The sequence below is a fragment of the Rossellomorea sedimentorum genome, assembly GCF_046237645.1.
GTDB lineage: Bacteria > Bacillota > Bacilli > Bacillales > Bacillaceae_B > Rossellomorea > Rossellomorea sedimentorum.
The window spans coordinates 667,059-681,072 of the sequence record NZ_CP143546.1; the positions used below are offsets into that span (position 1 = coordinate 667,059).

Below are 14,014 nucleotides of genomic sequence, written 5' to 3' on the forward strand. Positions count from 1 at the left end.
AAAAACGAGGAAGCAGCTGCGTTGATTAGTTCGATTGTTAAAGCAGATAAGGGAGGGGAGTATAAGACGACCCCGTTTGCTTTATTTCTCACCAGTAATCCTTTATTCTAAGAAAAAGTTTTATAAAAAGAGGGTTAAAACAATGAGGCAAATCTACAGTGATATCATACAATTTCGTGGAACGCATTTTGACTTCGGTTATATGCAGGGAGAACGGATAAAGGATTCCCTGACTGTCATCAACAGGGAAAACCAATGGAAGGTGCGCAAACCCCGTTTTTCCATTGAAGTTGAGGAAGTGAAGCATGCCGTAACCAGGTTCGCTCCAGGTGTCTGGGAAGAACTGCTTGGATTGCAGGCCGCCTTAAAGTGGCCGATGGAGCGGGTGTTGAAGGAATTTGGCGGTTACCGGGTCGACTATGTAAAGTCCGGGTGTTCCATTCTCACAGGAGATAACTATTTAATCCGAAATTATGATTATCATCCGAAAACATACGAAGGAAGATATACCTTTTATCAGCCGACTGACGGGCAGGGATATGCCATCATCGGACCCAGCCAGCGCGTGACAGGAAGAATGGATGGCATGAATGAGAAAGGCTTAAGCATCGGGTATAACTTTATGCACCGAAAGAAGCCGGGAGACGGTTTCATCTGTTGTATGATCGGCAGGCTGATTTTGGAATCCTGTGCCGATGTGGGAGAAGCGGTTGCCATGCTGAAGGAAATTCCGCATCGCCATTCCTTCAGCTATATCGTCCTTGATGGAAGCGGAGAGACGTTCATTGTGGAAACTTCCCCGCGAGGTGTTCAGGTGCGGCAGTCCAATGCCTGCACGAATCACTTTGAAATCATGCAGGAGGAAAACCGGAATCATCTGGTGGATTCGAAACGGCGCCTTGACATCATGCAGGAGAACTCAGGTACCATTCGGGATGCGAGAAAAGCGTTCATGCTTTTAAACGACAGTGACAAGGGTGTTTTTTCCGATTTATATGGAAGCTGGGCGGGAACCATCCACACGTCAGCTTACTTTCCTCAAGACCGTAAAGCATGGTTTGCGCTAGGCGGTGACCGAGATCCGGTAGAATTTGATTTTTCTAAGTGGCTTCAAGGGGAAGATATTGAGATAGAAAGGATTACAGGGGAAGTGGACACTGACATCCCTTTTATCCATATGGACAAAAATGCTGATTGGAGCAAAAGATAAATTAAAAGCTTGGCACCGTCCGGAGTTCTTCTTATGAACCTGGAAGGTGGCAAGCTTTTTTCTTGGATAACTGTCCTCGTATTGTCCGCTGGTGGACTGCCTCCTTTCAAACGAGCTGTGTTTACCCTTATTAGAAAAATATTAAACCATTTAATGATCCAAACAAACTTTTTCTTCGTTAGCTAAGTAATAAATTGAGTTGCATGCTTTAGTTAGGTATCCTTAAATCATTCAAGTCAAAACAGTAGAGGGAGCAATTTATGCCAGAAGAACTTAAGGATATTGACTTATATAAAATGGTTTTACAAAATAAAGATTCCTCGGCAATGCGAAAGCTTTATCAGAAGTACGAAAAACTGATTTACTCATTTTCCTATAAAATGACGGGAGATCGGGAGGTTGCGGAAGAAGTCATCCAGGAGGTTTTCCTGAAGCTTTGGAAGAAGCATGCTCCATATGACGAGAGTAAGGGGAAGTTTTCTTCGTGGCTTTTGACAATGACCAGAAATACAAGTCTAGACGCTCTTCGCAAGCGTAAAAAACATGAATCGGTCGAATATATAGAAAAAGATTCTATGAGAATCACCCATGAAACTCCTGCAGATATCATGGAATGGAAAGAGAAAGGAAGCGCGGTACGCGACTGTATCTCTCTTTTGAAAAAAGATCAGCAGCACATCGTAAATCTTTTCTACTATAAAGGCCACACCCAGCAGGCCATCTCTGAATCAACGGAGACCCCGCTCGGAACCGTTAAGGGAAGAATCAGGCTGGCCTTGAAACATCTTCACCAATGTCTGAAAGGGAAAGGAGGGCATTTCGAGTGACGAGAAAGCATTGTGATCAATTACTTGATTATTACAACGGTCATTTGTCAGATATAGAAAGGACCAGATTTGAAAAACATCTTGCTGATTGCGAAGAATGCAGGGAAGATTTACAGCAGCTTCGTGAACTGGAGGAATATCTGCCTTTTGCCTCCCAACCTGTTGAACCCCCTCAATACCTTGAGGACAAGGTGTTCGCAAATATCCTGGAGGATGAAGAAAGGGCTGAAGTACAACCTGAACGTTCAATCACGAGAAAGACCCGCTGGATGTTCCCTTCGGTGGCAGCTCTGCTGGCACTGTCCCTTATAGGAAATGCCTATTTCTTGACCCAGCTTGGAGAAGAGCCTGAAGTGGCGGTAGAAGAGACTGTAGACCAGGTCTTAAATTTTGCTGAATTGGCAGCCGTAGAAGGTGATGCAAGTGGAACGGCGAGCATAGTCAAGCAGGGAAATGAAACAAGACTGGTTTTGCAAGCTTCAAATCTGGAAGATCTAACGGACGATGAGGTATATCAGGTCTGGTTGATCAAGGATGAGAAGCCTGAGCGTGCCGGTACCTTTACGATAGAGGATGGAAGAGGTTCGGTGATCTTTAACTTTACCGAGAACTATGAGAATGTTGATTGGGATATGGTCGCTGTATCGCAGGAACCGGATGCCGGAAGCCAGCTCCCTCAAGGAAAAATCGTGTTAGCATCAGAATTATAAATACGAATGAAACCTAAACCCGGCATATGTGCCGGGTTTTTCTATTGAGCCACACTTTAACTATATATCTATGATAAACGCAACGCAGGATCAGTTTTTTTAAAAAAACTTTAAAAAAGGTGATCCAACTCTCAATAAGAGTCGTTAGCTCTATGAAGAAAGAAACGCAGGATCATTTTTCAGAAAAACCTTTTAAAAAAGTGATCCAACTTTCAACAAGAATCGTTAGCTCAATGAAGAAAGAAACGCAGGATCACTTTTCAGCAAAAAATTAATAAAAAGTGATCCAACATCGATTAGCTTTCGTTAGCTCATTGAAAATATTAAAAAGAGGAGAGGATTACGTATGAAAAAAGCTTATCTAGCAATTCCATTGAGTATGTCACTATTAATTCCGGCTGGAGGAACTGTTTTTGCGCATGATGGGGAAAATCACAACCATACTCCTAAAGTGGATACAGCAGCTGCAGAGTTGAGGACGAGCCTGGGACATCTATTAAGTGAGCATGCCTATTTAGCTGTTGAGGCAATGAGAAGGGGAGCTGAAGGTTCAGCAGATTTTGAAGCGGCGGCAGGTGCGTTAAATGCCAATACTGAGGATCTTTCTGCAGCCATCACATCTGTTTACGGCGAAGAAGCGGGAGCTCAGTTCAAAGAAATCTGGACGAACCACATAGGATTTTTCGTGGATTATGTTAAAGCTACTGGCGCAAATGATCAGGAAGCGAAAGATCAAGCACTTGCGAACCTTGCCGGATATAAGGAAGAGTTCTCGAAGTTCCTGGAAACTGCAACAGGGGAAAGATTGGAATCCAGCAGTCTCGCAGATGGTCTGCAAATGCACATCAACCAGTTGATTGGGGCTTTTGACAGTTACGTTGCCGGTGATTACGAGAAGGCATACGAGTATGAGCGTGAAGCGGTCGGTCATATGCATATGGTAGCGAAAGGACTTTCAAGTGCGATTACCGATCAATATCCTGATAAGTTTGACAACACAATGGCGGTCACTCCGGCATCTGATTTGAGAGCGAAATTGACTCACTTACTTACTGAGCATGCTGCCATAGCGACGATGGCGATGCAAAATGGATTGGATGGTTCAGAAGACTATCAGGCTTCAGTCAATGCATTGAATGCCAATACGGAAGACCTTACAGCAGCGATTGCCTCTGTATATGGTGATGAAGCTGGAAAGCAATTCAATGAAATGTGGAGCAAGCATATCGGTTTCTTTGTGGATTATGTAAAAGCCACAGGAGCTGACGATGAAGCAGCCAAAGAGGAAGCCTTAAAGAATCTTGATAATTACCGTGCAGACTTCTCTCAATTCCTTGAAACTGCCACTGACGGACGCCTGTCATCCGATGCGTTAGCTGAAGGACTGCAAATGCATGTCAACCAGTTAACCGGAGCGTTTGACAGCTATGCAGAAGGAGACTATGTGAAGTCATTTGAAGAAATCCGCGTGGCATATGAGCACATGCTGAATCCGGCAAAAGGGTTATCAGGAGCGTTCGTTGATCAGTTCCCAGAAAAATTTGCCGAAAACATGCCTTCGGAGATGCCGAATACAGGGATGGGCGGAAGTGCTGATCAAAACGAATTCCCGATTGAACTTCTGCTTGCAGCAATGACGGTCATTGCCGGCGGCTCTGTACTGGCAATGAAAAAATACGCTTCAAATAAACAATAATCATTAGCATGGACTGGCCTTGCAAAAGGTCAGTCCATCATTCTTAAAGGCTCTTTTCGTAAACTTTGTTTCTATTTAATATAAACTTTAAAAAATATCTACTTAATTAACCAGAAATAGCCTGATAAACAAGGAAGAAAAGAGCTATTTCACCTTGTTCAGAGAAAAAAGCCCTTGTCTCCAAGGGAAAAATCCGGCTCTTTGGATTTTTCCGAGAGCAACAATATATACGAAAACAGCGTTCTTAAAATAAGGAGGACTGCAGAGATGAGATTTTTAATTTTTAGCCTTCTTCTATTGTTCCTATCAGCTTGCAGTAATGCCGAGATGGAAAAAGAACAATCTGCCACTGAGCCAAAACCTCCTGCAGAACCGGAAGCTGCTGTGGCTTCCACTACAACCTCAGCTTCCCCATTTGCAGATTCCATCCTGAAAGATGAACGTATAGGCATAGTACCTGTTGAATTGGAGATCCCTTCTATTGGAGTGTCGGCCGAGGTGGAATCTGTCGGCTTGAAGGAAAACGGAGAAATGGATGTAACGGAAAGTTTTGAGAAAACAGGATGGTATGAAAAGGGGTATCACCCCGGAGAACCTGGGAGCGCCGTGATTGGCGGGCATGTTGACAGCCGGGATGGACCTGCAGTGTTTTACGACCTGAACAAGCTTGCGCTGGGCGATGAGATTATCGTAAAAGGAGAAAATGGGGAGGAGAAAGTGTTTGTCGTCACCGGCAAAGAAGAATACCCTTGGAATGAAGCTCCTTTGCAAAAAATATTTGGCTACACACATTCCAGTTCACTTAATCTCATCACGTGTACTGGTACATTTGACCGTTCAACAAGGAATTACGATAAAAGGCTTGTCGTGTACACCCAATTAAAATAGATGAATGAATCCTGCTGTACATTTGATATAAATGTGGAGCAGGATTTTTTGTTCGTATAGTTCGACAATTAACGGGGTGTGCCTGGTACGTCTGGAAAAGGCAAACAATTTAGAATCTTTTTCTGGGTTGAACCGTAAATATAGTAAGAATAAATCAGGAGGGGTCATATGAGCAGCGAGTTGTATTTCTCGGACAATTTCTTTTCCTCGGGAAGAACCGATATTTTTAATTCAGAGAAAGAAAGAGTCGGAGAGCTGGATTTAAAGAGTGCTTTTTCGGCCAGTGTGGATGTGCTGGATAATGAAGGGCAGATTCTAGCCAGCGGAAAGTTTCCTTTCTTCGGAAATCGCTGGATCGTTTCAGGGAAAAATGGAGAAGAGCTTGGGGAGTTGAGACAAAAATGGTCGTTCTTCGCCAAAAAGTTTCAGTATCACTCAGTGGGAAAGGGAACGTATACCATTGAATCAGAAGCTTTTTCTAAAGAATATACAATCCTCGATCAACAAGGAGCAGTCAGCTGCAGCTTTGAAAAAGTGAGCGGCTTCTTTTCCTCCCCTGCGTATAAGCTGGAAAATAAATCTGCCAATCTAAGTAACCAGGAACTTGTAGCCGTTGTAATGGGGGTAAATGCCATTCAAAAAAGAAATAATGCGGCTGCCGCTAACAATCCGGCCACCTAAGCCGGTAGTTGTGACACTTCTCTGAAATTGTCGAAAATACTTCGATATTACGGGAAAGTGTCTTTTTATTTCCAGGGAAATTCGACAATCCTCCCCCTATATGACAAAAGGCGGACTACAAGTTTGTGCCTTCAGGAAGGGAACGAATTTAAGGAGGAAATGGTGTCTTGAGCAGGCGGGATTCCTGAAGAGAGCATTAATGATATACTATAAGAAAGGAAACAAGCGGATGGGGAGTATCAATGATGAATGATAAATTACTTAATATTAAAACAGAAATGCTTCAAAAAATCCCCTATGATTCACACCACTATAACCGTTATGAGCCAACTCCTTATCCTGTGCTTGACAGGCTGTTTGATTTCGTTGAATTAGAAAGCTCTGATAGAATTGTAGATTTTGGGTGCGGTACAGGAAGGTTGAATTTTTATGTTCATTACCGCTTTCAATCGGTCGTAGTCGGAGTTGAGATGAATGAGTATTTATACCAGGAGGCTATTGAAAATAGAAAGAAATATTTGATGAAATTCAATTTCGGAGGAGAATTAATTCAATTCCAAAACTGCCTTGCGCAAAACTATCTGATTCACCCGGATGATAATGTTTTCTATTTTTTCAATCCGTTTTCTGGCGGGATTTTTATTAATGTCATCAATAACATACTCCGGTCTTTTGAAGAAATGAATCGGGAAATCCAACTGATCTTGTACTATCCTCCTGAAGAGTATGTCTTTTTTCTGGAGAATCAGACGGCTTTTCAGTTGAAAAAGGAAGTTACCCTGCCTGGTAACAGCTACGAAAAGCTTCTTATATACATTCTGGGTAATCCGGCTCCAAATTCATGAGATGGATTGAACTGTACTTTTATAGAAAGAATTTTTTGCAGTAATTTAATAGTAGATATTTTAAAGGAGTTAGAGGATGAAGCAGGTTATGAAGTGGGGCGGAATGGTGATTGTCCTCCTCTTGGTCATTTTTATTTTGGCGGGGAATTATTTTTACAATGTGGCCGTCAACCGAAGCGATGAGCCGGTAGAGTTATATGGGGGATCTCAGTCGGCATTTTCAATGGTCGATGAAGAAGAGCAGCAACGAAAGCTGGAAGAAGTTCTGCAGTGGACGGAAGAGCAGACATTCGAACCGGTTCAGGTGAAGTCGCAGGACGGCTTGATATTAAGCGCTGTTCTGCTGAGAAGTGAGAATCCGAATGGAAAAGCAGTCATCCTTGCCCATGGATACAAAGGCAGTAACGAACAGATGCCTGGCGTGACGAAGTTCTATCATGAACAGGGTTTCGATGTTCTCAAGCCTGATGCCAGGGGACACGGGAACAGTGAAGGAGATTATATTGGCTATGGCTGGGACGATCGCAAAGATTATGTAAAATGGATAAATCTATTAATCAATGAATATAAAGCCGAGGATGTTTATTTGCATGGCTTCTCGATGGGGGCCGCAACCGTCCTGATGACCAGCGGTGAAGACCTTCCATCTGAAGTGAAAGGAATCATCGCCGACAGTGGCTATACCACGGTAGAAGAGGAACTCGCCCATCAATTGAAGTACTTATATCATTTACCGGCCTTTCCTTTGATGGAAATCACCAGTGCTGTTACGAAGGTAAGAGCTGGTTATACCTTTGCCGAAGCCTCGGCAGTTCAACAAGTGAAAAAGAACAAACTGCCAGTGTTCATCATCCATGGTGATCAAGACGAACTTGTGCCTACAGAAATGGCACACACGTTATATGAGGCAGCCTCCAGCGAAAAGGAATTGTGGATTGTGCCAGGGGCGGGTCATACGGAAGCATATACGGTTGCCGAAGAAGAGTATCAAAACCGATTGAAAACATTTATAGGCGAGTGACTGTCGCACCCCGGGTTCGTCGGGAATGATAAATGCCGGGATGTGCCTGTCGCCGGGAAAGGAAGATACATAGTGAGTGAATCGAAGAGCTTGTTTCAGGCATTTAAAGAAACACGTGTTAAGACGAATGGTCACGGTGAAAGGAATGCAGGAGTACTGAAAAAGGCGTTTGAGAATATTCCTCCAGTTACTGAAAGTGATATATATGGCAGCGGACAGGTGATTGAGGATTTTCAAGCAAAGATGGCTCATTTGCTTGGCAAGGAGACCTCCGTGTTTTTTCCAAGCGGTACGATGGCCCAGCAGATTGCGCTGAGAATCTGGTGTGACGAAAAAGAGTTGAAAAAGGTTGCATACCACCCATTATCCCATTTGGAAATTCATGAAGAAGACGGCTTGAAAGAGCTTCACGGTATCCAGTCAGTACTGCTTGCAGATAAGGATAGAGTCATCACTCTAGAAGATATCGAGAGTTTACAAGAAGAAGTTGCAGTTATCCTGTTGGAACTGCCTCAGCGCGAGATTGGCGGTCAGCTTCCGGAATTTGAAACCCTCCAAGCCATTTCGGATTATTGCCGAAAGAAAGGGATCAGGCTTCACCTGGATGGAGCAAGACTGCTGGAAGTCCTTCCATACTATAGAAAGACGGCAGAGGAAGTGTGTAATCTTTTTGATAGTGCGTATGTGTCTGTTTATAAAGGGATTGGCGGAATTGCAGGAGCCATCCTTGCCGGAAGTGAAGAGTTCACCAAGAAGTCCAAGGTGTGGAAAAGACGCCACGGAGGCGATCTGATCAGCCTGTATCCATACATCATCAGTGCCGATTACTATCTTGACCAGAGAACAGACAAGATGGAACGTTATTATCACAACGCAAAAGAACTTGCCCGACTTTACAACAGCTGTGAAAAGGTGTCGACACTGCCGGAAGTGCCGGTATCCAATATGTTTCATGTGCACTATGAAGTTGCGAAGGCGGACCTCGAACCAATACTTGTGGATATCTATGAACAAACAGGTGTCGGCTTAAGCGGGTACTTAAGGGAAACCGGAGATTCTTCCTGTTATTATGAAGTCAGCATCGGGGATGTTTACAGTACCATTCCCAAAGATCAATTAAGTGAAGTGTTCAAACTACTGAATGAAAGATTAAAAGAGATATAAGAAAAGAGAGTGGCTCACGGGAGTCACTCTCTCTTGTGCTGGGGCTACAGGAGTCCCTCTACACCTTAAGTCTTAGTTTTTGTTCATTCCTTTGTGCATTTAGTCAATTACGGTATTTACGTATCGGTGAATAGGGGAAAAACACCCCATTATAAAAAGAAAATGCTGGAGTAATAGGGTGTTTATTGAAGAAACGCCCCATTATAAAAAGGAAACGCTAGAGTAGTAGGGTGTTTAGGGGGAAAACACCCCATTATAAAAAGGAACCGCTAGAGTAGTAGGGTGTTTAGCGAAGGAATACCCTATTATAAAAAGAAAATGTGTCAAGTCCCTATTAGTGTGTAAATATGTTTAACGACCAAAGATAATTATCATTGTTTGCTTATTATTTGAATATTCAGTCTGGTGGAGGGGCGGGGAGCCCCTCCACCAGACTGAATATTTTTTTGACTTTTTTCTGGATCTTTTATTGCATTTTCAAATTACGCAAATAAGGTTTTTGTTTCTTCCACTCTTCTTCAATATCCATGAGTACTGATCCAATGATTCGTATGGCAGATTGATCGTTGGGAAAGATGGAGATTACTTTTTCCCTTCTGCGGATTTCTCTGTTTTGTCGTTCAAGCATATTGGTGGTTCTTAAGTGAACATGATGTCTCATTTCGTGAGCATGATATTGAATGGAGTCCTCAAATCCCTCATCTAATACTTGAAGAGCTTTTTGGAACTTCTTCGTTTCTTGATACTTAACCATAAATTCTTCTTTTAATTTTCTTGCTTGGGAAAGCTGAGAGGTTCTGAAGATATCCTTAAGCTCCTGCCTAATCTCCTCCGTGTTTTTCTTGGGTAGGGCGTCCGAGATGTTTCTTATAAAATGGAAAGTACATCTTTGCCAGGAAGTTCCTAAGAAAGATTGCTTAATAGCACTGACTAATCCAGCATGGGCATCAGAAATGACCATCTTAGGAGACTGAAGGCCTCTAGATTTCAAATGAGTAAAAAAGGTTGTCCAGCTTTCCAAAGATTCTCCATGAGTAACTTGGAGACCGATTATTTCCCTGTGGCCTTCTTCATTAACAGCACACGCAACATGAACTCCTTTTGAAACAACCTTATCGTTCTCCCGAACTTTTATGTACATAGCATCCACATATAAGTACGGAAAGTACATTGTGTTTAGAGGACGGTTTCTCCATTCATTTACAATGGGATCTAAAGATTTTGTTAACTCAGAGACAAAAGACTTTGAAACTCCTTTCCCACATAGTTGTTCAACAATCTTAGTCACTTTTCGGGTTGACACCCCGTTGACAACCATCTCCATCATGGACAGAATAAGAGCCTGTTCGCAGCGTTGATACTTCATAAATACAGTGGTAGAAAATTCCCCATCTCTTGTGCGGGGAACTTTCAATTTTAATGTTCCAGAAGGAGATATTAACTCACGTTCATAGTAACCATTCCGGTAGCCTTTTCTATCTTCAGAGCGCTCATGCGGAAGAGCATTTATATATTCATCTCTTTCTTTTTCCATTAAGCCATTCAGTATCAATGATAAAGAAGCTTTAACAGGTGATTCTAAGGGACTGCTTTCAATCTTAGCTTTAAGATCTTCTAAGTTTATAGTAATATTTAATTGGGTCATCTTTTCATACCTCCATGTTTGGTTTGTTTTTTTGGTCGAAAACATTTTAACATGGGTCATGAAAGATGACCTTTTTTATTTACACAATTATATGGACTTTATCAGAAAATGCTCGAGTAATAGGGTGATTAGCGAAGAAACACCCCATTATAAAAAAGAAGCGCTGGAGTAGTAGGGTGATTATTGAAGAAACACCCCATTATAAAATGGATGCGCTGGAATAATAGGGTGATTAGCGAAGAAACACCCTATTATAAAAAGAAAACGCTGGAGTAATAGGGTGATTAGCGAAGAAACACCCTATTATAAAAAGAAAATGCTGGAGTAGTAGGGTGTTTAGCGAAGGAATACCCCATTATAAAAAGGAAGCGCTGGAGTAATAGGGTGATTAGCGAAGAAACACCCCATTATAAAAAGGAAGCGCTGGAGTAATAGGGTGTTTAGCGAAGGAACACCCTATTGTAAAAAGGAAGCGCTGGAGTAATAGGGTGTTTTAAGGGAGAAACACCCCATTATAAAATGGATGCGCTAGAGTAGTAGGGTGTTTATTGAAGAAACGCCCCATTATAAAAAGGAACCGCTGGAGTAATAGGGTCTTTAGCGAAGAAAAACACACAGTCCTCAGATGATTAACAAGGTAATCAAAAGGGAAGCATCAACAAAAACAAACAACAATCCCCAGACTACCAAGCAATAAGCCTATATAACGTGTGTATAAAGTCCATGTCTCAAGAGTTCACACACGAACCAATAACTGTAGCTATTTAAGCTTTTACCAACCTCAGGCCACACCTCCTGTACTTTGCACAGTTGCCCCCTCTGAACTTTCACCAACGATTCAAAGGCCATCTTCTCACCAAACTACGACCATATCAGCAATTAACCTCCCATCCAAGCAAACTATTGAACTGGCACATAGATGGACCTTCCAAATTACAAGGCTTCCAAAAGTGCGGTATAATAAGGTATTCTTATTAATCAAACGTTTGATTAACAAAAACGGGAAGGTTTTTTGCAATGAGTGAGACGAAGAAAATTTTAGAATCGGATCTTTACAAGCCAATTCAGAAGCATTTTACAAAAGCGGGCTATAAGGTGAATGGAGAAGTGAGAGATTGTGACTTGACGGCAGTAAAGGGAGAAGAGCTGATCATTGTGGAACTCAAACTCAATTTGACGGTAGATCTCTTAATTCAGGCCACGAAGCGTCAAAAGCTTACTGATCTTGTTTATATCGCCATTCCGAGGCCGAAGAATATGAGATCGAGACGTTGGAAGGACATTTGTCATTTGACCCGCAGGCTCGAGCTCGGCCTTATCACTGTTTCGGCTGCCAATAAAGTTCCTAAACCTCAGTTTATTCACCACCCTGAACCATTTGACGCAGGGAAAAGCAAGAGAAACAGCAGCCGGAAGAGAAATGCCCTGCTGGCTGAGATTGAAGGCAGAAGTGCTGACTATAATATTGGTGGCAGCAACAAGACCAAAATTATGACGGCGTACAAAGAAAACTGTATCAGAATCGCCTGCTATCTGGAGCGAAGTGGGTCATTATCCCCAAAGGACCTTGTTAAACTGGGAGCCGGTGATAAAACTCAATCCATTTTGAGCAAAAATTACTACGAATGGTTTGAGCGAGTAGAGCGTGGGGTATATAAACTATCGGAAAAAGGTAAGCGTGATCTTAAAAAATTTCCGGAGCTGAAGAAGCACTATATGAATGAATTCACAGGGCAAACTCCTCAGGATCAATAATACCTATTTTGTTAAGAGCAGGATTATTGCACCTAATTCGGAATACCTATATAATAAAAGTGTAAAATATTTCAAATTTTAAATTTGATAAAGGCAAACCCATCGAAAGGTGGCGACGCAAAGCTACAGGGGCTAACGTTATCAAACAATGCCAGCCAGCTGCCGGATTTTCTACTGTCTTAGAGACTGTTCCGGGGAGGAATGGTCTTTTTGTCGTGCTGGTGAATTTTAGCTATTGTTTGTTGGACCGACAGCTTAAATCAATTGTGAGCATCATATATTTGTTCGTACGAACGAATATTCTGTACAAGAAGAAATTACTGCAGAGTTGTGCAGGTCTTACTGTTTGGCTGTTTTCGCATAGATTGTTGCTTTCGGTAAAATCCAAAGGACCGGATTTTTCCCTTGGGTACAAGGGCTTGTCTCTCTGAGCAAGGTAAATAGCTCTTTTCTTACTTGCCGACCCAGATTAATCCTGTGAAACCTAGTGCATATCTCTTTAACTTTATATTAAATAGCAACAAAGTATTAGAAAACACAGGCAGCTGGTCTATAAGAGTTATCTTTTCTTATAACATGTGGTAAGGAGTGTCACCATGGAAATCTGGACGTTAATAACGGGAATCGTTGCGGGGATATCTTTATTTAAAGGTTTTGACTATATTAAAAACTCAGAAGCGAGAGAAAATGAAAAGAGAATTTTTCAGCTTGTCGAAAGGTCCAAGGATATCATTTATTACTGCGAAACGAAACCAGTACTGAAATTCAAATATCTCAGTCCTTCCATCGATGATTTATTAGGTCCGGGTGTACAGGTTCGAGCCATGGTAAATGGGCACACCCCTCTGGAAATCATTCATCCTGAGGACCGTGAAATCCTGGAGAAAAAGCTGTCCGGTGATCTTGATTATAACCAGCCGATCATCCAGAGGTGGCGGGATACTGAAGGAAATTACAAATACTTTGAAGAGTTTGCCACTCCGATCTTTAAGAACGGCGAGATGACGGCAGTACAAGGGGTGATCCGCAATATTGATGAGAAAATGCAGCTGCAGCAAGAACTTGTTTACAAGGCTCATCACGACGGGCTTTCAGGCTTATCCAACAGGCTCTTCTTTGAAAATGAATCCAATGTCCTTGATGAATGGGAAGACCGTCCTGTCGCTCTTTTGCTTTGTGACCTGGATGAACTGAAATATTATAATGATACCTATGGGCATAGAACAGGGGATGAATTAATTAAGGAAACGAGCAAAATCCTTCAAAACTTTCAAAATGATGATGTTCTTGTTTCAAGAATTGGCGGGGATGAGTTTTCGATCCTAATAAAAAATCCTGAAAAATATGCTCCGGAAGAAATGAAGGAAACCATTCAACAGAAGCTGGACACCTATAACCGTTACAGTCAATCGCTGAATATCATGCTTTCCATAGGTTTTGCCTCAAGCACGACTTCAATTGGTAAAATGAAAGAACTCTATACCTTGGCAGATAAAAATATGTATGAGGAAAAGCGTGGTAAAAAAAAGGTTGCAGTACTAGACTGACTGGTGGGTAGACCATGACCAAAAA

Annotated in this window: 12 protein-coding genes and 1 riboswitch; of the genes, 11 read left to right on the top strand and 1 reads right to left on the bottom strand. The window is 42.2% G+C overall.

Features of this window, described 5'->3' with window-relative positions; all coding sequences use genetic code 11:
• Nucleotides 1-142 precede the first annotated feature (142 nt).
• The 9 genes from V1502_RS03290 (at nucleotide 143) to V1502_RS03330 (ending at nucleotide 9,042) form a co-directional block, all read left to right on the top strand.
• Complete coding sequence (locus V1502_RS03290) at nucleotides 143-1,210, top strand: C45 family autoproteolytic acyltransferase/hydolase (RefSeq protein WP_409252968.1); 1,068 nt, start codon at nucleotides 143-145, stop codon at nucleotides 1,208-1,210.
• 260 nt (nucleotides 1,211-1,470) lie between these two features.
• Nucleotides 1,471-2,037 (top strand): RNA polymerase sigma factor, encoded by a 567-nt coding sequence (locus V1502_RS03295; RefSeq protein ID WP_409252969.1) that lies wholly within the window; start codon nucleotides 1,471-1,473, stop codon nucleotides 2,035-2,037.
• On the top strand, nucleotides 2,034-2,747 hold the full coding sequence (locus V1502_RS03300; RefSeq protein WP_409252970.1) for an anti-sigma factor domain-containing protein: 714 nt from the start codon (nucleotides 2,034-2,036) through the stop codon (nucleotides 2,745-2,747). Before V1502_RS03295 ends, V1502_RS03300 begins: the two co-directional genes overlap by 4 nt.
• A gap of 346 nt (nucleotides 2,748-3,093) precedes the next feature.
• Nucleotides 3,094-4,443 (top strand): copper amine oxidase, encoded by a 1,350-nt coding sequence (locus V1502_RS03305; RefSeq protein WP_409252971.1) that lies wholly within the window; start codon nucleotides 3,094-3,096, stop codon nucleotides 4,441-4,443.
• A 267-nt stretch (nucleotides 4,444-4,710) separates the two neighbouring features.
• Nucleotides 4,711-5,331: a class F sortase gene (locus tag V1502_RS03310; protein WP_409252972.1), complete on the top strand. Its 621-nt coding sequence runs from the start codon at nucleotides 4,711-4,713 to the stop codon at nucleotides 5,329-5,331.
• A gap of 168 nt (nucleotides 5,332-5,499) precedes the next feature.
• Complete coding sequence (locus V1502_RS03315) at nucleotides 5,500-6,012, top strand: hypothetical protein (protein WP_409252973.1); 513 nt, start codon at nucleotides 5,500-5,502, stop codon at nucleotides 6,010-6,012.
• A 245-nt stretch (nucleotides 6,013-6,257) separates the two neighbouring features.
• Nucleotides 6,258-6,857, top strand: a complete 600-nt coding sequence (locus V1502_RS03320) for a methyltransferase (RefSeq protein WP_409252974.1) — start codon at nucleotides 6,258-6,260, stop codon at nucleotides 6,855-6,857.
• A 76-nt stretch (nucleotides 6,858-6,933) separates the two neighbouring features.
• Nucleotides 6,934-7,878, top strand: a complete 945-nt coding sequence (locus V1502_RS03325) for an alpha/beta hydrolase (RefSeq protein ID WP_409252975.1) — start codon at nucleotides 6,934-6,936, stop codon at nucleotides 7,876-7,878.
• Between the two features lie 72 nt (nucleotides 7,879-7,950).
• Complete coding sequence (locus tag V1502_RS03330; protein WP_409252976.1) at nucleotides 7,951-9,042, top strand: threonine aldolase family protein; 1,092 nt, start codon at nucleotides 7,951-7,953, stop codon at nucleotides 9,040-9,042.
• A 466-nt stretch (nucleotides 9,043-9,508) separates the two neighbouring features.
• Here the strand turns inward: V1502_RS03330 and V1502_RS03335 are convergent, their stop codons facing one another.
• Entirely contained in the window at nucleotides 9,509-10,687 is a 1,179-nt protein-coding gene (locus V1502_RS03335) for an IS256 family transposase (protein ID WP_409250759.1), read from the bottom strand.
• A 1,017-nt stretch (nucleotides 10,688-11,704) separates the two neighbouring features.
• Here V1502_RS03335 and V1502_RS03340 point away from each other — a divergent pair.
• On the top strand, nucleotides 11,705-12,442 hold the full coding sequence (locus V1502_RS03340) for a DUF2161 domain-containing phosphodiesterase (RefSeq protein WP_409252977.1): 738 nt from the start codon (nucleotides 11,705-11,707) through the stop codon (nucleotides 12,440-12,442).
• Nucleotides 12,443-12,524: 82 nt separating this feature from the next.
• A riboswitch (cyclic di-GMP riboswitch) is annotated at nucleotides 12,525-12,609 on the top strand.
• 429 nt (nucleotides 12,610-13,038) lie between these two features.
• A complete protein-coding gene (locus V1502_RS03345) occupies nucleotides 13,039-13,989 on the top strand; it encodes a diguanylate cyclase domain-containing protein (RefSeq protein ID WP_409252978.1) in 951 nt (316 codons plus the stop codon).
• The last annotated feature ends 25 nt before the right edge of the window (nucleotides 13,990-14,014 follow it).